This window comes from Bacillus sp. FSL K6-1338, assembly GCF_038006965.1.
Lineage (GTDB): Bacteria > Bacillota > Bacilli > Bacillales > Bacillaceae_G > Bacillus_A > Bacillus_A thuringiensis_S.
Genome location: NZ_JBBOWI010000001.1, coordinates 3,638,486 through 3,660,672, shown reverse-complemented (window position 1 = coordinate 3,660,672; position 22,187 = coordinate 3,638,486). Strand labels below are relative to the sequence as shown.

Sequence of the window (22,187 nt, the reverse complement as noted above, 5' to 3'; positions counted from 1 at the left end):
TCCGAATTGCTTAATAAGTTAATAGTGTAATAGGGAATGTTCCCTGTTAAAAGGAGGAACACAATGGAATACGTAATTGAGATGAATAACATTACGAAAGTATTCCCAGGCATTGTAGCGAATGATGATATTACGCTGCAAGTAAAGCAGGGTGAGATACATGCTTTACTTGGAGAAAATGGTGCAGGGAAATCCACATTGATGAATGTACTATTTGGTTTGTACCAACCAGAACAAGGTGAAATTAAAATTAAAGGAAAGTCTGTAAATATTACCAATCCGAATGTGGCAAATGACCTTGGTATTGGAATGGTTCATCAGCACTTTATGCTTGTTCATAATTTTACAGTTACAGAGAATATTATTCTCGGAAATGAACCGAGGAAAAAAGGGAAAATTGCTGTTGAGGAAGCTGCTAAAGAAATTCAAAAACTGTCTGAACAATACGGTTTAGCTGTAGATCCATATGCGAAAATACAGGATATTTCAGTGGGTATGCAACAGCGTGTTGAGATTTTGAAAACTCTTTACCGCGGTGCAGAAATTTTAATATTTGATGAACCGACAGCTGTGTTAACACCACAAGAAATTCATGAGCTAATTCAAATTATGAAAAAGCTTGTGCAAGAAGGAAAATCTATTGTTCTTATTACACATAAGTTGAAAGAAATTATGGAAGTTTGCGATCGTTGTACGATTATTCGTAAAGGAAAAGGAATTGGAACGGTTGACGTTGCAAATACGGATGAAAATAAACTTGCAGAATTAATGGTCGGACGTCAAGTGAATTTTAAAACAGAAAAAATAGACGCGAAACCAAAAGAAGAGGTACTTTCAATTGCAAATCTTGTTGTTCACGATGCACGTCAACTACCTGCTGTAAAAGGCCTTGACTTAACTGTTCGTGCGGGGGAAATTGTTGGGATTGCAGGGATTGATGGAAATGGACAAAGTGAATTAATAGAAGCAATTACTGGTTTACGAAAAGTTGAGTCAGGTTCTATTGCAATTAAAGGGAAAGAAATAACAAATTGGCCTGTTAGAAGAATAACAGAAGAAGGAATTGGTCATATTCCAGAAGATCGTCATAAACACGGACTCGTCCTTGATTTTTCTGTTAGAGATAATATAGTTCTGCAAACGTACTATAAGAATCCGTTTTCAAAGAAAGGGATTTTAAATTTCAGCAAAATTACAGAAAAAGCAAAGGCTCTTATTGAACAGTTTGATGTACGTACACCTAGTGAGCAAACTTTAGCACGCGCTCTATCTGGGGGAAATCAACAAAAAGCAATTATTGCACGTGAAGTAGACCGTGATCCAGATTTATTAATCGCAGCACAGCCAACACGTGGTTTAGATGTAGGAGCAATTGAATTTATTCATAAGAGATTAATAGAGCAAAGGGATAAAGGGAAAGGTGTATTACTTTTATCACTAGAGTTAGATGAAATCTTAAATGTTAGCGATCGAATTGCTGTTATTTATGAAGGGAAAATTGTAGCAATAGTTGATGCGAAAGAAACGAATGAACAACAGCTTGGATTGTTAATGGCTGGGGGAACAAAGAAGGAGCAGGTGGGTACAAATGGCTAAAAAACTTTTAACAGAACGAACGATAAATATTTTAGTCCCAGTACTATCCGTTATTTTTGGCTTACTTGTCGGAGCGATTGTAATGTTAGTTAGTGGTTATGATCCAATTGTAGGTTATAGTGCACTTTGGACAGGGATGTTCGGTAGCGCAAGTGCGATTGGTGAAACGCTTCGTACAATGATACCGCTTATTCTTGCTGGTTTATCAGTGGCGTTTGCATTTCGTACAGGTTTATTTAATATCGGGGTAGAGGGTCAATTGCTAGTTGGTTGGCTTGCAGCGGTTTGGTTCGGTTATGCAGTTTCACTACCAGCTTTCCTTCATATTCCATTATCTATTTTATTCGCAGCATTGGTAGGAGGAATTTGGGGCTTCATTCCTGGATATTTAAAAGGAAAGTTTCAAGTTAATGAGGTTATTGTAACAATTATGATGAACTATATCGCATTATATGTAACATATGACATCATTAAGCGCTTTTTACATGAAGGTAATGATAAAACGTATGACATTAAAGAGAGTGCATCACTATCTTCAGACTGGCTTGCTAGCATTACTGATGGTTCGCGTCTTCACTGGGGAATTATTGTAGCAATATTAATCGCTATTTTAATGTGGTTCTTATTAGATCGAACAACTTTAGGCTACGAATTAAAGTCGGTAGGATTTAATCAGCATGCTTCTCAATATGCAGGTATGAAAGTTTCTCGTAATGTAGTATTCTCCATGACAATTGCTGGTGCATTTGCGGGGATTGGTGGAGCGATGGAAGGATTAGGAACATTCCAGAGTATGACCGCGATGTCTTCGTTTACAGGAGTAGGATTTGATGGGATTGCCGTAGCATTACTTGGAGGGAATAATCCGTTTGGTATAATCCTTTCAGCTTTATTATTTGGTGGTTTGAAAAGTGCTTCCCCTCAAATGAACTTTGAGGCAGATGTACCATCAGAGCTTATTAATGTAATTATTGCATGTATCATCTTCTTTGTTGCATGTAGTTATGTGTTAAGATGGGCGCTTACACGCATGAGCAAGGAGGGGAAATAAATGAGCTTTTTAGATATATTAGCCATTCTTGTGACAGGTACGTTATATACATCGGCACCTATCATTTTCACAGCACTAGGTGGAGTATTTAGTGAACGATCGGGTGTTGTAAATATCGGATTAGAAGGACTAATGCTATTTGGTGCATTTATTGGAGTTGTTACAAACTTATTAATGGGTGATACTTGGGGAACGATGACCCCGTGGATTGCGTTATTATTTGCGGCAATTGGTAGTGGATTATTTGCATTACTTCATGCGGTAGCTTCTATTACATTCCGAGCAGATCAAGTTGTAAGTGGTGTAGCAATTAACTTCTTATCTCTTGGTTTAACGGTATTTGCAATTAAGAAGATTTTTGATAAAGGGCAGACTGACTTTATTCAGTATCGTATTGAAAAGATTGATATTCCAGGCCTTTCGGATATTCCGGTTTTAGGGAAAATATTTTTCTCGAATGTACCAATAACGTCGTATATTGCCATTATTTTAGCATTCGTTGTTTGGTATGTTATTTATAAAACACCGTTCGGTCTTCGTCTACGTGCTGTTGGTGAACACCCAATGGCAGCGGATACGATGGGGATTAACGTATATAAAATGCGCTATATTGGAGTCTGTATTTCAGGAGTGTTTGCTGGAATTGGTGGAGCGATTTTTGCAATGTCAATTTCTAATAACTTCTCAGGGGCAACTATTACAGGACAAGGTTTCTTAGCTTTAGCTGCTATGATTTTTGGAAAGTGGAATCCACTAGGCGCACTAGGTGCAGCTCTATTCTTTGGTTTTGCGCAATCTCTTAGTGTAACGGGCGGAACAATTCCTGTATTAGATCAAATTCCAAGTGTTTTATTAACGATATTACCATATGTATTCACAATATTAGCGCTTGTTGGTTTTGTAGGTCGTTCTGAAGCTCCGAAAGCATTAGGAACTCCTTATGAAAAAGGAAAACGATAAGTATTTTATAAGTATAAAAAAGCTCGCACATTAGTGTGGGCTTTTTTACATAGAATATATTTAATACGGAATTTTACTATGTTCCTTACATATTAAAGTTTTTAGAAAGAATCATATGTAAGCATAATAAGGGAGAAAAGTTGATTTTTTATTTCTAAAAACTGTATATTGAAGAGGAATATTCCTATATACGTAAAGGAGGGCTATAAATGAAACTAATGGAACAACAACTACATGAGTTAGGTGGTTTGCGCGTACATATTATTCCGACTGATAAATATAAAACGAATACCTTTGTATTTCGTTTTAAAGCGCCTTTAAATGAGGAGACGGTGACAGAGCGTGCCCTATTGCCATACGTATTGCAAAGTGCCACAGAAAAATTACCTTCTGTAATTCGTCTTCGTCAATATTTAGAAGAATTATACGGGTCTTCTTTAGCGGTAGATGTAAGTAAAAAAGGGGAAGACCATATTATCTCCATTTATGTAGACATTGCAAATGAAGTTTATTTACATGATGCACCACCGTTATTTGAAAAAGCGCTTTCTATGTTGTCTGATATTGTGTTACATCCAGCAACCGAGGGGAACGGTTTCCTATCTTCTATCGTAGAAAGTGAAAAAAGAGCACTGTTACAGAGAATTGAAGCTACTTATGATGATAAAATGCGTTATGCAAACGAGCGTTTAATTGAAGAAATGTGCAAAGTAGAACCGTATCGTTTAAGTGCAAATGGAAAAAAAGAGAGTGTTGCTTCTATTACAAATGAAAGTCTGTATCAATATTATCAAAAGGTGTTAGCGGAAGATGAAATGGATCTATATATTATTGGTGATATTTCAGCAAACGCCGTTGATCTTGTAAGTAAGTATTTTTCTATTTCAGCTCGTCCAGTGAGAGAAAGAAATGTACTCCTTCATAGACGAAATAATGAAGAAAAAGAAGTTGTTGAAAAACAAGAATTAAAACAAAGTAAATTACACATCGGTTATCGTACATTTGTCACATATAAAGATGAAGATTATTTTGCATTGCAATTGTTCAATGGATTGTTTGGTGGTTTTTCTCATTCGAAGTTATTCGTAAATGTGCGTGAAAAAAATAGTTTAGCGTACTATGCAGCATCGCGCTTTGAAAGTCATAAAGGTTTATTATTTGTTATGTCAGGAATCGAAGCGAAAAATTATGAAAAAGCAGTTGAGATTATTAAAGAACAAATGCTTGCGATGCAAAACGGAGAGTTTTCTGAAGAAGAAATACATCAAACAAAAAGTGTCATCCAAAATCAAATATTAGAGGCGATTGATACACCGCGTGGATTTGTAGAAATGCTATATCATGGTATTATTTCAGATCGTACACGTCCAGTTGAAGAATGGCTTACAGGTATAGAAAGTGTAACAAAAGAAGAAATTGTAAAAGTAGCTAAAAATATTGAACTAGATACAATTTACTTTTTACAAGGAACGGAGGGAGAGTAAATGGAAAAAATTGTTTATGAGCAATTAAAAGAAACACTCTATTATGAAAAACTTCCTAATGGATTAGATGTATATGTTTTACCGAAACAAGGATTTAATAAAACATTTGCGACGTTTACGACGAAATATGGTTCAGTAGATAATACATTTGTACCATTGGGGAAAGAAGAAATGATTCGTGTGCCTGATGGGATTGCACATTTTCTTGAGCATAAATTATTTGAAAAAGAAGATCACGATGCTTTCCAATTGTTTAGTAAACAAGGAGCATCGGCAAATGCTTTTACATCCTTCACACGAACAGCTTACCTTTTTTCATGTACTTCAAACGTAGAACAAAATTTAAATACATTGCTAAACTTCGTGCAAGAGCCTTATTTCTCTGAAAAAACAGTTGAAAAAGAGAAGGGGATTATTGGGCAAGAAATTCAAATGTATCAAGATAACCCAGATTGGCGTTTGTACTTTGGGTTAATTGATAGCTTGTTTGTAAAACACCCAATTAAAATTGATATTGCAGGCACAATCGAATCTATTAGTAAAATTACGAAAGATTTATTATATGAATGTTATGAAACATTTTATCATCCGAGCAATATGTTATTATTTGTTGTGGGTGCAATTGATCCAGAGAAAACAATGGATTTAGTACGTGAAAATCAAGCGGAAAAAGATTATAAAAACCAGCCAGAAATTGTGCGTTCATTTGAAGAGGAACCAAATGAGGTAAATGAAAAGAAAAAAATTATTTCAATGCCTGTGCAAACACCGAAATGTTTAGTTGGTATTAAAGCGACTAATTTAAAAGAAAAGGGGCAAGCGCTTTTAAAACAAGAAATTGCGCTTACGTTACTCTTAGATTATTTATTTGGAAAAAGTTCTGTTCATTACGAAGCTTTATATAATGAAGGACTTATTGATGATTCATTCTCGTATGACTATACAGAAGAAAATAACTTCGGTTTTGCAATGGTTGGTGGTGATACGAAACAACCTGATGAATTGGCAGATCGTTTAAAAGATATTTTATTAAAAACAGATTATGATCAATTAGATGCGGCGGCATTAGAACGAGTGAAGAAAAAGAAAATTGGTGGTTTTTTACGCTCGTTGAATTCACCAGAATATATTGCAAATCAATTTACACGATATGCGTTTAATGAATCTAGTCTATTTGATGCATTGACTGTATTAGAAGGGCTGACGGTTCAAGACTTACAAGAAGTAGCAAAATTATTGTTATCAGAAGAAAAAATGAGTGTTTGTCAGGTGTTACCGAAAAAATAACATTTTAAAGATACCCTCATCTTATCATTGAAAAATTGTAAGATGAGGGTATTATTTAGTTGTGTGAAAATTGAACTTGTAGAGATAAGAGAGGGAATTTATGAAAAAGTATGCGTTAGTAACTGGAGGGAGCGGAGGGATTGGCTCTGCTATTTCGAAACAATTAATTCAAGATGGATATACAGTTTATGTTCATTACAATAACAGTGAAGGAAAGGTATTGGAATTGCAGAAAGCATGGGGAGAAGTTATCCCTGTTCAAGCGAATTTGGCTTCTAGTGATGGAGCAGAGCAATTGTGGGGACAAATTGAACACCCTATTGATGTTATTGTATACGCAGCTGGGAAGAGTATTTTTGGACTAGTAACAGATGTAACAAACGAAGAATTGGGTTATATGGTAGAACTTCAAGTGAAGAACGTATATAAATTACTTTCAATGGCACTTCCGCCTATGATCGAGAGGAGAAGTGGTAATATTGTAATTATTTCATCTATATGGGGACAAATAGGGGCTTCTTGTGAAGTGCTGTATTCAATGGTAAAAGGGGCGCAAAATTCATATGTGAAAGCTTTAGCGAAAGAAGTTTCTTTAAGTGGATTACGTGTGAATGCAGTAGCACCAGGAGCAATTGAAACGGAAATGTTAAGTGTTTTTTCTGAAGAAGATAAAATGGGAATTGCTGAAGATATACCATTAGGTAGAATAGGATTACCAGAAGAAGTAGCAAAAACAGTTTCATTCCTCGTATCACCAGGAGCATCATACATAACTGGACAAATCATCGGAGTGAATGGCGGTTGGCACTGCTAAAAATTTCTTACATAAAAAATGAACAGTTGCACAAATTAAGGATGATTTTATTACTCAATAGTGAGGTGCTTAATTATGTCAGTATTAGATAATTTTGATCAGTGGAAGAGCTTTTTAGGAGATCGTTTAGAGCAAGCGCAAGGAAAAGGTTTAGACGGCGGTGCGGTATCAGATATGGCATTTCGTGTTGGCGACTACCTTGCTAATGAAGTAGAAGGGCGCAATGACCAAGAGAAATTATTAGCTGAGCTTTGGAAAGTTGCTGATGAACAGGAGCAACATACAATTGCAAACTTAATGGTTAAGTTTGTACAACATAAGTAAAAGTAGAGAGGAGATTCTCCTCTCTACTTTTTTTGTATAATAATTACACAGGATAGATTATACATTTAGCTTCCCTATTAAGGTGAAATCATATAATATAGTACGTAGGTGTAAAGTAAGCAAGGGGAGTGATCTTGGATGATTGAATGGTATTTTGAATATGAAATACATAAAAACCGACCTGGCTTGCTTGGTGACGTTTCTTCGTTAATCGGTATGCTCGGCATTAATATTGTCACAATTAATGGTGTAGATAATGCACGACGTGGGTTACTTCTTATGTGTGATAATCAAGAGCAAATCTCTAGACTTGAATCAATTTTAAATACGATGGATAACATAACGGTAACGAAATATCGTCCGCCCAAGCTAAGAGATAAGCTAGCGGTTAGGCATGGTAGGTACATACAACGAGATGCAGATGATAAGAAAACATTTCGATTTGTGCGTGATGAATTAGGCTTACTTGTAGACTTTATGGCAGAAATTATGAAAAAAGAAGGCCATAAACTAATTGGGATACGCGGAATGCCTCGTGTCGGAAAAACAGAATCCATTGTTGCTGCAAGTGTTTGTGCAAATAAAAGGTGGTTATTTGTATCATCTACTCTTATTAAGCAAACTGTTCGTAGTCAATTAATTGAAGATGAGTATAGCGATGACAATATTTTCATCCTAGATGGAATTGTGTCAACGAAGCGTGCCAACGAAAGACATTGGCAGCTCGTTCGTGAAATTATGAGATTGCCTGCAACGAAAGTTGTGGAACATCCTGATGTATTTGTGAGTCAGTCAGAATACACATTGGATGATTTTGATTATATTATCGAGTTGCGTAACGATTATGATGAAGAAATTCAATATAATTTAGTAGATGAAATTGAGCAAGGTACGCAAAATAATTTCTCTATGTTTGACTTTTAAAGAAATATTGAGGTGTTAGTAGTGACGGAATTGGGACAAAAGCTGAAAGAAGCAAGAGAAGCGAAAGGCTTGTCTATTGATCAGCTGCATGAAATTACAAAAATTCAAAAACGCCATCTAGTGGCAATTGAAGAAGGCAATTATGATGTATTGCCAGGAGCTTTTTATGCGCGTGCATTCATTAAACAATACGCAGATGCTGTTGGATTAAATGGAGAGGAACTGCTTGTAGAACATCAGAGTACGATACCACAATCTGAAAGGCGTGAAGTTCCACAAGTATCAACGGGACAAAAAACACAAGAAACAATGCAAAAATCTTCATCATGGCCAGTTGCAGATCACATGCCGAAAATCTTAGTTGCGCTGTTAGTAATCGCGGTTGGAGTCGTAATCTGGTTTGTGTTTCAAGCGTTAACTGGAAAAGATGATGAAAAAGTTCCGAGTGCTCAAAGTGAGAAAATTGAAGTTCAAAAAGCGAAAGATTCTCCGTTAGATACGAAGAAAGCGGAAGAGCCAAAGAAAGAAGAGCCAAAGAAAGAAGAACCAAAGAAAGAAGAACCAAAGAAAGAAGAACCAAAGAAAGAGGAGCAGCCAGCACCACCAACTGGACAGCAAGAAGTGAAAGTAGTTGGAACAACTGGTAAGGTATCTACTTTGGAAATTCATAATAATAAAACGTTAGAATTGGAAATTTCAGCGAAGGGTGCAAGTTATGTAGATGTTAAGGATGATGCGGGTAACGAAATTCTAAACACTACAGTACAAAGCGGTCAAACAGAGAAACGCGATGTATCAACATTAAAAGAAGTACGACTTAATATTGGAAGTGCACCGAATGTTGAAATTAAACTGAATGGCCAAGTGCTTGCTTTCCCGTTAGATCCACAAAAAGAATATCACCAAAGATTGGTGATTAAAAACCAAGGGATAGAGCAACCTGCACAATAACAGTCATCGCTTCGATGACTTTTTTTTCGATGACTTTTTTTTCGATGAACAAATGTTTTTGATATGATGGAGGAATAGCTGTGAATTTACCAAATAAAATTACAATATCTAGAATCTTCTTAATTCCAATTTTTATGGTAATTATGTTAGCGCCCTTTGATTGGGGTTCATACAAAATTGGTGATGTTGATTTGCCAATTCAACATTTAGTAGGGGCACTTATCTTTATCATTGCTTCAGCTACAGATTGGATTGATGGACATTACGCAAGAAAGTATAATCTTGTAACGAATTTAGGAAAGTTTCTTGACCCATTAGCTGATAAATTACTTGTTTCAGCAGCACTTATTACATTGGTAGAGATGCAATATGTACCGGCTTGGATTGTTATTGTAATTATCAGTCGTGAGTTTGCTGTAACAGGTTTACGTCTTGTACTTGCTGGAACAGGGGAAGTAGTTGCGGCAAATCAGCTAGGGAAAATTAAGACATGGACACAAATTATTGCGATTGCAGCATATTTATTACACGATGTACCTTTAAATTTAATCCATATTCCAGTTGCTGATATCTTCATATGGATTGCATTAATCTTTACTGTTATTTCAGGATGGGATTATTTCTGGAAAAATAGAGCTGCTTTTGTAAACTCAAAATAGAAGTTTATGGGGGAATTAGGATGAATGCTGAGATTATTGCGGTTGGAACTGAATTATTACTTGGACAAATTGCAAATACAAATGCCCAGTTTTTATCTGAAAAGTTAGCTTCAATTGGAATTAACGTGTACTATCATACTGTTGTTGGTGATAATAATAAGCGACTGCAAAAGGCGATTGAAGCTGCGGAAGAACGTGCTGATATACTTATTTTTACAGGTGGATTAGGACCGACAAAAGATGATTTAACGAAAGAAACGATAGCGGCTAGTTTAGATGAAGCGCTTGTGTATGATGAAAAGGCATTAGCCTTAATAAGTAATTACTTTAAGCGTACAGGCCGTGAATTTACGGAGAATAATAAAAAGCAAGCGCTCGTCTTAAATGGAGCAACAGTATTTGCAAATGACCACGGTATGGCGCCTGGTATGGGGGTAAATAAGAACGGAAAAGTTTATATTTTATTACCAGGGCCGCCAAAAGAAATGAAACCAATGTATGTAAGTTACGTGGAGCCTTTTTTACGTAATTTTACAACAGGAGAAAACATTTATTCCCGTGTGCTTCGTTTCTTCGGTATCGGGGAGTCCCAATTAGAGGTGAAAGTTCAAGATTTAATTGATGGACAAACAAACCCAACAATCGCCCCGCTAGCAAATGATGGAGAAGTGACATTACGTTTAACCGCTAAGCATCAAAATGTTAGCGAAGCGGAGAAACTAATTCAACATGTGGAAGATTTGATTTTAGAAAGGGTAGGAGAATTTTTCTACGGATATGACCAAGAATTTTTGCATTATAAGGCAATCGAGTTATTGAAGAGAAAAGGGTTAACTTTAGCATGTGCAGAAAGTTTAACAGGTGGTCTTTTTGGAAATCAAGTAACTGAAAATGCTGGTGTTTCTTCTGTATTTAAAGGCGGTGTCATTTGTTATCATAATGATGTGAAGCAACATGTATTGCGTGTGCCTGAAGAAGTGTTGCATACTGATGGTGCAGTTAGTAAAGAATGTGCTCGTTATCTTGCTGAAAATGTTAAGGATTTATTAAAAGCGGATATCGGAATTAGTTTCACTGGGGTAGCAGGGCCAGATGCTTCAGAACAGAAAGAGCCAGGAACAGTATTTGTTGGATTGGCGATTAAAGGTGAACAAACTGCAGTTTTTCCTCTTAATTTAAGTGGAAGTCGTCAACAAATTAGAGAACGCTCGACAAAATATGGATTTTATCATTTATATAAAAAGCTAGAAGAGATATAAGTTTCTTCTAGCTTTTTTTATAGTTAAATTACGTATTTATGTAATGGAAAATAAAAAAAACGAATAAATGTTCGATTTTTGTTGGCAAATTGAATTGAAAATAGGTATAATAAGATTAGCAATTCAGTTAAGGAGGAATTTTGAATGAGTGATCGTCAAGCGGCATTAGATATGGCGTTAAAACAAATAGAGAAGCAATTTGGTAAAGGTTCAATTATGAAATTAGGAGAACAAGCGGAACGTAGAATTTCTACAATTTCAAGTGGTTCTTTAGCACTTGATGTGGCATTAGGGGTAGGCGGATACCCACGTGGCCGTATTATCGAAATTTACGGACCTGAAAGTTCAGGTAAAACGACAGTTTCATTACATGCAATTGCAGAAGTACAACGTCAAGGTGGACAAGCAGCATTCATCGATGCGGAGCACGCAATGGATCCTGTATATGCACAAAAATTAGGCGTTAACATAGATGAATTACTATTATCACAGCCTGATACAGGGGAGCAAGGATTAGAAATCGCGGAAGCTCTTGTACGAAGTGGTGCGGTTGACATTATCGTAATTGACTCTGTAGCAGCTCTTGTACCGAAAGCAGAGATTGAAGGCGACATGGGTGACTCACACGTAGGTTTACAAGCACGTTTAATGTCACAAGCACTTCGTAAGCTTTCAGGAGCAATCAACAAATCAAAAACAATTGCAATCTTTATTAACCAAATTCGTGAAAAAGTTGGGGTTATGTTCGGAAACCCAGAAACAACTCCAGGTGGTCGTGCGTTGAAATTCTATTCAACTGTCCGTCTTGAAGTGCGTCGTGCGGAGCAATTAAAGCAAGGTAACGACATCGTTGGTAATAAAACAAAAGTAAAAGTAGTGAAAAATAAAGTAGCGCCACCATTCCGTGTTGCTGAAGTTGATATTATGTACGGAGAAGGTATTTCAAGAGAGGGTGAAATCTTGGATATGGCTTCTGAGCTTGATATCGTTCAAAAGAGCGGTGCTTGGTATTCTTATAATGAAGAACGTTTAGGACAAGGTCGTGAAAATTCGAAGCAATTCTTAAAAGAGAATACGGACTTAAGAGAGGAAATTGCCTTCTTTGTTCGTGATCATCACGGAATTGGTGAAGATTCTGGTGTGGAAGACACGGAAGATGCAACTCTTCAAGATTAAAAAATAAAAGACACGGGTCCCGTGTCTTTTATTTTTTTACCTTCTATTAAAGGGGTATCTATCGTAGTGGTTAAAATATTTTTTTGACTCAAATGGGATGTGTAAAGAGGAATATTCATACGTTTTAAGGGAATAAAATGGTATTTACTAAGGTTTTCCAGGATAGTATGCTATCAATTTTTCAAATTCAGATAACATTAAGGACTGAAGGTAAAGAAAGTAAAAGTAGACAACGCTTGACAATGAAAATTACGATAGATACAATGAGAATGTATATTTTTTCTTATATACGATATACTCTTCTCAAGAAGAGAAGTAATATTCGGAGTAAGGTTTAAATCTTACCGAAATAATAATATGACATTTTAATTGTGAAATGAAGAAAGTCCCTTAAAAAAGCGGGACGACGGTCTTTGCTGTATATTGTAATTTAATGTACATGCCGACAGTCTTTTTTCATTCATAGCAAGGGGAGGTGAAATCATGAGTAGTACAGTTTGGATACTCATCTCCATTTTGCTTGCAACAACAGTCGGTGCAGTTGTTGGCTTTTTTGTTCGAAAGTCTATTGCTGAAGCGAAGATTAATGGTGCGGCTAATGAAGCGAAACGTATTTTAGACGAAGCGAATCGTGAGGCTGAAGCACTTAAGAAAGAAGCGCTTTTAGAAGCAAAGGATGAAATTCATACACTTCGTACAGAAGCTGAATTAGAAATTCGTGACCGTAGAAGCGAATTACAAAAACAAGAAAATCGTTTAATGCAAAAAGAAGAGAACCTTGATCGTAAAGACGAAACGCTCGATAAACGCGAGCAGCAGTTAGAGAAGAAAGAGGAATCTCTTGTAGCGAGACAACAACAGATTGAAGAGTTGGAAAGCAAAGTGGGAGAGTTAGTTCAAAAGCAACAAACAGAATTAGAGCGCATTTCCAATCTGACACGCGAACAAGCGAAAGCAATTATTCTTGGTAAAGTAGAAAATGAAGTTTCTCATGAAATCGCTGTTATGGTAAAAGAAAGTGAAGTTCGCGCGAAAGAAGAAGCGGATAAGAAAGCAAAAGAGATTTTATCTCTTGCAATGCAAAGATGTGCAGCTGATCATGTTGCTGAAACAACCGTTTCGGTTGTAAATCTTCCAAATGACGAAATGAAGGGACGTATTATCGGGCGTGAAGGTCGTAATATTCGTACGTTAGAAACGTTAACGGGTATTGACTTAATTATCGATGATACACCAGAGGCGGTAATTCTTTCTGGATTCGATCCAATTCGTCGTGAAACAGCTCGTATCGCTCTTGATAAACTAGTACAGGACGGACGTATTCACCCAGCGCGTATTGAAGAGATGGTCGAAAAATCAAGACGTGAAGTGGACGAGTATATTCGCGAAGTCGGAGAGCAAACAACGTTTGAAGTGGGTGTTCACGGATTACACCCAGATTTAATTAAAATTTTAGGTCGTTTAAAATACCGTACAAGTTATGGACAAAACGTCTTAAAACACTCTATGGAAGTTGCATATTTAACTGGACTTATGGCAGCAGAGCTTGGTGAGGATGAAAAACTAGCAAGACGTGCTGGTCTATTACATGATATCGGAAAAGCGATTGACCATGAAGTAGAAGGTAGCCACGTTGAAATTGGTGTTGAACTCGCAACGAAATATAAAGAGCATCCTGTAGTTATAAACAGTATCGCATCTCACCATGGTGACACAGAACCAACTTCTATCATTGCAGTTTTAGTTGCAGCAGCAGATGCTTTATCAGCTGCAAGACCGGGAGCTCGTAGTGAAACGCTTGAAAACTACATTCGTCGTCTTGAAAAGTTAGAAGAGATTTCAGAGTCTTATGAAGGCGTTGAAAAATCATTTGCAATTCAAGCAGGACGTGAAGTTCGTATTTTGGTAAAACCAGATACAATCGATGACTTAGAAGCTCATCGTTTAGCTCGTGATATCCGAAAACGTATTGAAAATGAACTGGATTACCCAGGACATATTAAAGTAACTGTTATTCGTGAAACACGTGCAGTGGAATACGCAAAATAAAGTGGTGAAACACCACTTTATTTTTTTGTGTTGGAATTGGATAAAATAAAGACAGTTAGTTATATAGCGTAAAAGTGAAACAAACTTATAATAAACATATTATAAGGAATTTCCTTAATGCTATAGCAATAAAAAATGCAGTACATAGAAAGGGTAAGACATATGAGAATATTATTTGTTGGGGATGTAGTAGGATCTCCTGGTAGAGGTATGATTCAACAATACGTACCGGCATTAAAGAAAAAATATACACCTACAGTAACAATCATTAATGGAGAAAACGCAGCAGGTGGCCGTGGGATTACAGAAAAAATATATCGAAACTTTTTAGAGTGTGGGGCACAAGCAGTTACACTTGGAAACCATGCTTGGGATAATCGTGAAGTATTTGAATTCATCGATGATGCAAAATATCTTGCAAGACCAGCTAACTTCCCAGAAGGAACTCCAGGAAAAGGACTTATCTTTGTGAACTGTAATGGAACAGAAGTTGCAGTTATTAACTTACAGGGGCGTACTTTCCTTCCTCCGATTGATTGTCCATTCCGTAAAGTGGATGAATTAATTAATATTGCGAAAAAACGTACGAATATTATCTTTATTGATTTCCATGCGGAGACTACAAGTGAAAAACAAGCGCTAGGTTGGTATGTAGATGGACGTGCTACAGCAGTAGTAGGTACGCATACGCATGTCCCTACAGCGGATAACCGTATTTTACCAAGCGGAACGGCATATATTACAGATGTTGGGATGACAGGGCCATATGATGGAATTTTAGGTATGGACCGAGAAGCAGTATTGAAGAAGTTTTTAACGAACTTACCGGTACGATTTGAAGTAACAAGTGGTAGAACGCAATTAAGTGCAGTGTTAATTGATGTGGATCCAAATACAGGAAAAGCAAAGAAAATTGAGCGCATTTTAATTAATGACGATCAACCATTTTTTGAGTAAATTTCCGTTAAATTTTAGATAAGTTATTATATTTTAATTTTTTAGAAAAATTACGAAAATTTAGCAGGAATACGCGCCATTCCTCGTGAATATAAGTTAAAGTGAAATAATTGCTAATACTTTTTAAAGAAACGAGGAGGAAACGCGGAATGGAAATATTAAAAGTTAAAGCAACGTCGGTCCCTAATTCTGTAGCTGGTGCACTTGCAGGTGTTATTCGCGAACGCGGAACAGCAGAAATTCAAGCTATTGGTGCAGGTGCATTAAACCAAGCGGTAAAGGCAGTAGCAATTGCAAGAGGGTTTGTAGCGCCTAGTGGTTTGGACCTAATTTGTATCCCAGCGTTTACAGATATTATGATTGATGGCGAAGAGCGTACAGCAATAAAATTAATTGTAGAACCTCGTTAAGTTTAAACAACCTGTTTGCAGTATGCAAACAGGTTGTTTTTATAATGGAGGAATGAAAATGAAAATTTTTGATGCTCATTGTGATGTGCTCTTTCAGTTATGGAGTGCAAAGGGAAAAAAGAATTTTAAAAACGATCCGCAATTACATATTACATTTCAACAGTTAAAGGAAAGACAAGGAAGTATACAATGTTTTGCAATATATGTGCCAGAAACAGTGACGTATGAAAAACGATTTGAAGCGGCATTACAAATGATAGATATTTTTTATAATGAAATTCTATCGCTACCAGGTGTGAGATTTATCCGAACGAAAGAGGATATAAATAGATTAAAACAAGACGAGGTTGGCGCGCTATTAACGTTAGAAGGGTGCGAAGCAATTGGCAAAGAAGCGATGAAATTACGTTTGTTTTATCGGTTAGGTGTACGTTCTTTCGGATTAACATGGAACTATGCGAATTTGTTAGCTGATGGGGCGCTAGAGACGCGTGGAGCAGGTTTAACTACTGTTGGTAGACAAGTTGTACAAGAGTTGAATACTTTGCAATTATGGACGGATCTATCACATTTAAATGAGAGAAGTTTTTGGGATGTGATAGAAATTGCAAATAACCCAATTGCATCCCACTCAAATTGTTATAAACTGTGTGAGCATCCACGCAATTTAAATGACGAACAAATTAAAGCGCTTATACAGAGAAATAGCATAATCGGTGTTACTTTTGTACCGCAGTTTCTAACAAGTGAAAGACAAGCAAATATAACAGATATAGTAAAACATATCGAATATATTTGCTCGCTAGGTGGAGAAAACAATATAGGGTTTGGTTCAGATTTTGATGGGATTGTAGATACGGTTGTCAATGTATCTGCCTACCGAGATTATGAAAATGTCATGAATGAGCTTTATAAATACTATGCTGCATCTACTGTAGAAAGATTTTTATATGATAATTTTGTTGAACATATGAGTTTTTAAGTTTTTGGTTTAAAATTCAGAATAATTAAAATTAATTCATTTGATTTTATTGCTTTTTTTAAGACCTAATACTAGAATGAAAAACAAAATAGCTTTATACTAAAGATTCAGGGAAATCAGAAGAGGCATAATTTGCGTCCGTTGTAGTTTATTTGCATAAAAAATGCTAAACTATTACTGTAAAAAAATACACTACAATGAATGCAGCCAAAAGGGGTGTAGGAGATGATTAGTCAACTTTCATGGAAAGTTGGAGGCCAACAAGGTGAAGGAATTGAAAGTACAGGAGAAATCTTCTGTATTGCATTAAACCGATTAGGATATTACCTATACGGTTACCGCCACTTCTCATCACGTATAAAAGGCGGCCATACAAATAATAAAATTCGTGTAAGTACAACAGAAGTACGAGCGATCTCAGATGATTTAGATATTTTAATTGCTTTTGACCAAGAAACAATTGATTTTAACTTCCACGAACTACGTCCAGGTGGAATTGTAGTTGCGGATGCGAAATTTAATCCAACAATACCTGATAATACAGATGTAAATCTATATGTGATACCGTTTACAGATATTGCTTCAGAATTAGGCACATCATTAATGAAAAACATGGTTGCTGTTGGAGCATCAAGTGCAGTATTAGGATTAGACGAAACAGCTTATTTAGATGTTGTTGAAGAAATCTTTGGTCGTAAAGGAGAGCAAGTCGTTCAAAAGAATATGGACGCAATTAAACGCGGCTCTCAATATATGAAAGAATTACTAGGTGAGAAAGTAAACATGATGCAGCTTGAAAAAGCTGATGGTAAAAAACGCATGTTTATGATTGGAAACGACGCAATCGCATTTGGTGCGGTAGCTGGTGGTGCTCGTTTTATGTCAGCATACCCAATCACACCTGCATCAGAAATTATGGAATACTTAATTAAAAAATTACCGAAAGTCGGCGGAACAGTAATCCAAACTGAGGATGAAATCGCAGCTTGTACAATGGCAATCGGTGCAAACTATGCTGGTGTTCGTACATTAACTGCATCTGCTGGTCCTGGTCTTTCATTAATGATGGAAGCAATCGGTTTAGCAGGTATTACAGAAACTCCATTAGTAATTGTTGATACACAACGTGGTGGTCCAAGTACGGGATTACCAACGAAACAAGAACAGTCTGACTTAATGGCGATGATTTACGGTACGCATGGTGAAATTCCAAAAATCGTAATGGCGCCAAGTACAGTTGAAGAAGCTTTCTATGACATTGTAGAAGCATTTAACTTATCTGAAGAATATCAAGTTCCTGTTATTTTCTTAACAGATTTACAGCTTTCGTTAGGAAAACAAACAGTAGAACCACTTAAATTAGATAAAGTGGAAATTCGTCGTGGTAAGCTTGATTTAGAAGCGGAATTACCAGAACGTGAAAATAAAGCATACTTCAAGCGTTATGAAGTAACTGAAGACGGCGTTTCACCGCGTGTTTTACCTGGTATGAAAAATGGTGTTCACCATGTTACAGGTGTAGAACATGATGAAACTGGAAAACCATCGGAATCAGCAATAAACCGTAAAGATCAAATGGACAAACGTTTCCGTAAAATGGAAAACTTGAAGTTTAATACCCCTGTTTATAAAAATGTTAAGCATGAAGAAGCAGACGTATTGCTTGTTGGATTTAACTCAACTCGTGGTGCGATCGAAGAGGCAATGACGCGTTTAGAACAAGAGGGTATGAAAGTAAACCATGCTCATGTACGTTTAATTCACCCGTTCCCAACAGCTGAAATCGATCCACTTGTGAAAAAGGCGAAGCGTGTTGTAGTAGTAGAAAACAATGCAACAGGTCAGCTTGCTAACATTATGAAAATGAATCTTGGTAATGGTGAGAAAATTTCTAGTCTTTTAAAATATGATGGAAACCCATTCTTGCCGAAAGAGATTTACAACGAATGCAAAAAAGGGGTTGTATTAAATGGCAACATTTAAGGACTTTCGTAACAGTGTAAAGCCAAACTGGTGCCCAGGTTGCGGAGACTTCTCAGTGCAAGCTGCAATTCAACGTGCGGCAGCTAACGTTGGTTTAAATCCAGATGAACTTGCTGTTATTTCTGGTATTGGCTGTTCAGGCCGTATTTCAGGTTATATTAATTCATATGGTGTGCATAGTATTCATGGTCGTGCCCTTCCGATTGCACAAGGTGTAAAAATGGCAAATCGTGATTTAACAGTCATCGCTTCAGGTGGTGATGGTGATGGATTTGCGATTGGTATGGGACATACAATCCATTCTATTCGTCGTAATATCGATATTACGTACATCGTAATGGATAACCAAATTTACGGGTTAACAAAAGGGCAAACTTCACCACGTAGTGAAGCTGGATTTAAAACGAAAAGCACACCGCAAGGTTCAATTGAACCATCACTAAATGTAATGGAAATGGCTTTAACAGCTGGTGCGACATTTGTGGCGCAAAGCTTTTCGAGTGATTTAAAAGAATTAACACAAATTATTGAAGCTGGTATTAACCATAAAGGATTTTCATTAATTAACGTATTTAGCCCATGTGTTACTTACAATAAAGTAAATACCTACGATTGGTTTAAAGAGAATTTAACGAAACTAAGCACAGTAGAGGGATATGATCCATCTAATCGCATGATGGCTATGCAAACTTTAATGGAAAATAACGGTTTAGTAACAGGTTTAATTTATCAAAATACTAAGCAACCATCATATCAAGAACTTGTTAAAGGCTATAGTGAAGAGCCTTTAGTGAAATCTGATTTAAATATGGATCAGAAAATGTTTGATGAGCTTGTTGCTGAATTTATGTAATATAAGAAGAGGAGGTTGCCATGTGGCAACCTTTTTTTATTAGAAAAATATAGGGTAGTCTTATTTACTTAGAAAATTCAGAATGGTAAAATAATATATAAATCGTTGTATGAAAATGGAAAGTTCATTGCTTATGAAATGTAAGATAATAAAGGGCCTCTGTATTGTTAAAATTGGCGAAACAGGTCATACTATGGTAATGTTTATAGGGATAAAGCAATATGCTTTTGGGTAGGACAACAAGAAATAATAAAAAGGGAATGTCTATTTGCGTGGGGAAGACTTCATTCTTATGAATGATTAGATTGATTACTCAAGTTTCAAAGGACAAGTTATCTCTCAAGCTATCTAACCATTTTTGAGGTGAGTCTAGGCGCATTAAAATGGACTATAGAGTGTGTATAGTTAAGGGTGAAAGGAGATTACCGATGAACGAGCAACAACGATTAGCAAGTCAACAAGCAAATTCCTCTACGAAAAAAGAAGAGAAAGATTATAGTAAATACTTTGAAAGTGTATATCAACCACCTTCCTTAAAGGATGCGAAAAAGCGAGGGAAAGAAGAAGTTAAAATTGAACGGGATTTTGGCTTACCTGAAGAGTTTCGCAATTTTGGTACAGGAAGAAAGTTCTATATTCGTACATATGGTTGTCAAATGAATGAGCATGATACGGAAGTAATGGCAGGTATTTTCACAACGCTTGGATATGAACCAACTTTTTCGACTGAGGATGCAGATGTAGTTTTATTAAATACTTGTGCAATTCGTGAAAATGCTGAAAATAAAGTGTTTGGTGAACTAGGCCATTTAAAGTCACTAAAGCGAAGAAATCCGGACCTTTTAATTGGTGTATGTGGTTGTATGTCTCAAGAAGAATCTGTTGTAAATAAAATTATGCAAAAAAATCAGCATGTAGATATGGTATTTGGAACGCATAATATTCATAGATTACCGTACATTCTAAAAGATGCGATGTTCTCGAAAGAGACGGTAGTTGAAGTATGGTCAAAGGAAGGCGACGTAATTGAAAACCTTCCGAAAGTACGTCGTGGTGATATTAAAGCTTGGGTAAATATTATGTATGGCTGTGATAAGTTCTGTACGTATTGTATTGTACCGTATACGCGCGGAAAAGAGCGGAGCAGACGTCCAGAAGATATTATCCAAGAGATTCGTCATTTAGCTGCGAATGGTTATAAAGAAATTACATTACTTGGACAGAACGTAAATGCATATGGTAAAGACTTTGAAGATGTAGAATACGGTCTTGGTGATTTAATGGACGAACTTCGTAAAGTTGATATTGCCCGTATTCGTTTTACAACGAGCCATCCACGTGATTTCGATGATCACTTAATTGAAGTGCTTGGCAAAGGTGGCAACTTAGTAGAACATATCCATTTACCAGTTCAATCTGGAAGTACAGATATGCTGAAAATTATGGCGCGTAAATATTCACGTGAGCATTATTTAGAACTTGTAAGAAAAATTAAAGAAGCAATTCCAGATGCAGTATTAACAACAGATATTATCGTTGGTTTCCCAAATGAAACAGATGAGCAATTTGAAGAAACGATGTCGTTATATCGTGAAGTAGGATTTGATACTGCCTTTACATTTATTTATTCTCCTCGCGAAGGTACACCAGCTGCAAAAATGAAAGATAATGTACCTATGGAAGTGAAGAAAGAACGTCTTCAACGCTTAAATACACTAGTAAATACGTTGGCAATTGAAAAGAATAGTCGTTACAAAGGTCAAATTGTAGAAGTGTTAGTTGATGGGGAAAGTAAAAATAATCCGGAAGTACTTGCAGGTTATACTCGCACGAATAAACTTGTAAACTTCGTCGCTTCAAAATCTTTAATTGGTCAGCTTGTGAAAGTAAAAGTAACGGAAGCAAAAACTTGGTCTCTTAACGGGGAATTAGTTGAAGAGCCGATTGAGGTGAAATAATAGATGAAAGTATATTCGAAAGATGACATTGTTGAACAAGCAAAAGAATTAGCAAAAATGATTTCTGAAACAGAAGAAGTTGATTTTTTTAAGAAAGCAGAGGCGCAAATTCATAAAAATGAAAATGTAAAGCGCGCAATCGATGAAATTAAAGCACTGCAAAAACAAGCAGTAAACTTGCAGCATTACGGGAAGTGGGAAGCTTTAAAAAAGGTAGAAGCTGAAATTGATGCATTGCAAGATAAGTTAGACAGTATTCCAGTCGTACAAGAATTTAAATCTTCACAAACATATGTAAATGACTTATTACAGTTAGTTGCTAGTACAATTTCTAACAACGTAACAGATGAAATATTAATTTCAACTGGTGGCGATGTACTTAAGGGTGAAACTGGCGCAGCGGTAGAAAGTAAAAAAGGAAATTGTGGTTGTTAAAGAGATGTCATATTGACATCTCTTTTTTTTAGTTGATTAAACGTAAGTTCTTCTCAAAAAAAGAATGACACATTC

20 protein-coding genes are annotated in these 22,187 nt (G+C 36.3%); all 20 read left to right on the top strand.

Annotated elements, in window-relative coordinates:
• Positions 1-63: 63 nt before the first annotated feature.
• The 20 genes from NZ044_RS18630 to NZ044_RS18535 all read left to right on the top strand — a co-directional run bounded on the left by NZ044_RS18630 (position 64) and on the right by NZ044_RS18535 (position 22,112).
• The gene (locus NZ044_RS18630) at positions 64-1,596 is read left to right on the top strand and encodes an ABC transporter ATP-binding protein (protein ID WP_000456928.1); all 1,533 of its coding nucleotides are present in this window, start codon (positions 64-66) and stop codon (positions 1,594-1,596) included.
• Positions 1,589-2,647, top strand: a complete 1,059-nt coding sequence (locus tag NZ044_RS18625) for an ABC transporter permease (RefSeq protein WP_001085255.1) — start codon at positions 1,589-1,591, stop codon at positions 2,645-2,647. The genes NZ044_RS18630 and NZ044_RS18625 overlap by 8 nt, the downstream gene beginning before the upstream one ends.
• The gene (locus NZ044_RS18620) at positions 2,648-3,607 is read left to right on the top strand and encodes an ABC transporter permease (RefSeq protein WP_000008857.1); all 960 of its coding nucleotides are present in this window, start codon (positions 2,648-2,650) and stop codon (positions 3,605-3,607) included.
• Positions 3,608-3,816: 209 nt separating this feature from the next.
• Positions 3,817-5,091, top strand: coding sequence for an EF-P 5-aminopentanol modification-associated protein YfmF (gene yfmF, locus NZ044_RS18615; protein ID WP_098505701.1), 1,275 nt, complete (start codon positions 3,817-3,819; stop codon positions 5,089-5,091).
• The gene (yfmH, locus tag NZ044_RS18610) at positions 5,092-6,378 is read left to right on the top strand and encodes an EF-P 5-aminopentanol modification-associated protein YfmH (RefSeq protein WP_000411972.1); all 1,287 of its coding nucleotides are present in this window, start codon (positions 5,092-5,094) and stop codon (positions 6,376-6,378) included.
• 100 nt (positions 6,379-6,478) lie between these two features.
• Complete coding sequence (gene ymfI / locus NZ044_RS18605; RefSeq protein WP_086402364.1) at positions 6,479-7,192, top strand: elongation factor P 5-aminopentanone reductase; 714 nt, start codon at positions 6,479-6,481, stop codon at positions 7,190-7,192.
• Between the two features lie 75 nt (positions 7,193-7,267).
• Complete coding sequence (locus NZ044_RS18600; RefSeq protein WP_000114444.1) at positions 7,268-7,516, top strand: DUF3243 domain-containing protein; 249 nt, start codon at positions 7,268-7,270, stop codon at positions 7,514-7,516.
• 138 nt (positions 7,517-7,654) lie between these two features.
• Positions 7,655-8,440, top strand: coding sequence for a DUF3388 domain-containing protein (locus NZ044_RS18595; protein WP_000574107.1), 786 nt, complete (start codon positions 7,655-7,657; stop codon positions 8,438-8,440).
• A 21-nt stretch (positions 8,441-8,461) separates the two neighbouring features.
• Positions 8,462-9,391, top strand: a complete 930-nt coding sequence (locus tag NZ044_RS18590; protein WP_063675622.1) for a helix-turn-helix domain-containing protein — start codon at positions 8,462-8,464, stop codon at positions 9,389-9,391.
• Between the two features lie 80 nt (positions 9,392-9,471).
• Complete coding sequence (pgsA, locus tag NZ044_RS18585; RefSeq protein WP_001052967.1) at positions 9,472-10,050, top strand: CDP-diacylglycerol--glycerol-3-phosphate 3-phosphatidyltransferase; 579 nt, start codon at positions 9,472-9,474, stop codon at positions 10,048-10,050.
• Between the two features lie 20 nt (positions 10,051-10,070).
• On the top strand, positions 10,071-11,309 hold the full coding sequence (locus NZ044_RS18580) for a competence/damage-inducible protein A (protein ID WP_000990684.1): 1,239 nt from the start codon (positions 10,071-10,073) through the stop codon (positions 11,307-11,309).
• A gap of 144 nt (positions 11,310-11,453) precedes the next feature.
• Positions 11,454-12,485, top strand: coding sequence for a recombinase RecA (gene recA / locus NZ044_RS18575; protein ID WP_001283853.1), 1,032 nt, complete (start codon positions 11,454-11,456; stop codon positions 12,483-12,485).
• Positions 12,486-12,968: 483 nt separating this feature from the next.
• Positions 12,969-14,534 carry a ribonuclease Y gene (gene rny, locus NZ044_RS18570; RefSeq protein ID WP_000099770.1) on the top strand — a complete coding sequence of 522 codons (1,566 nt, stop codon included), beginning with the start codon at positions 12,969-12,971 and terminating at the stop codon, positions 14,532-14,534.
• 162 nt (positions 14,535-14,696) lie between these two features.
• Positions 14,697-15,491, top strand: a complete 795-nt coding sequence (locus NZ044_RS18565; protein WP_001221092.1) for a TIGR00282 family metallophosphoesterase — start codon at positions 14,697-14,699, stop codon at positions 15,489-15,491.
• Positions 15,492-15,640: 149 nt separating this feature from the next.
• Positions 15,641-15,901 carry a stage V sporulation protein SpoVS gene (gene spoVS, locus NZ044_RS18560; RefSeq protein WP_000404341.1) on the top strand — a complete coding sequence of 87 codons (261 nt, stop codon included), beginning with the start codon at positions 15,641-15,643 and terminating at the stop codon, positions 15,899-15,901.
• Between the two features lie 22 nt (positions 15,902-15,923).
• Positions 15,924-16,883, top strand: a complete 960-nt coding sequence (locus NZ044_RS18555) for a dipeptidase (RefSeq protein WP_003309838.1) — start codon at positions 15,924-15,926, stop codon at positions 16,881-16,883.
• A 225-nt stretch (positions 16,884-17,108) separates the two neighbouring features.
• Positions 17,109-18,866 carry a 2-oxoacid:acceptor oxidoreductase subunit alpha gene (locus tag NZ044_RS18550; RefSeq protein WP_000625417.1) on the top strand — a complete coding sequence of 586 codons (1,758 nt, stop codon included), beginning with the start codon at positions 17,109-17,111 and terminating at the stop codon, positions 18,864-18,866.
• Positions 18,853-19,719, top strand: coding sequence for a 2-oxoacid:ferredoxin oxidoreductase subunit beta (locus NZ044_RS18545; protein ID WP_000190155.1), 867 nt, complete (start codon positions 18,853-18,855; stop codon positions 19,717-19,719). The genes NZ044_RS18550 and NZ044_RS18545 overlap by 14 nt, the downstream gene beginning before the upstream one ends.
• A 428-nt stretch (positions 19,720-20,147) precedes the next feature.
• The gene (miaB, locus tag NZ044_RS18540; RefSeq protein WP_001005392.1) at positions 20,148-21,677 is read left to right on the top strand and encodes a tRNA (N6-isopentenyl adenosine(37)-C2)-methylthiotransferase MiaB; all 1,530 of its coding nucleotides are present in this window, start codon (positions 20,148-20,150) and stop codon (positions 21,675-21,677) included.
• Positions 21,678-21,680: 3 nt separating this feature from the next.
• Positions 21,681-22,112, top strand: coding sequence for a RicAFT regulatory complex protein RicA family protein (locus NZ044_RS18535; protein ID WP_000870460.1), 432 nt, complete (start codon positions 21,681-21,683; stop codon positions 22,110-22,112).
• Positions 22,113-22,187: the final 75 nt, after the last annotated feature.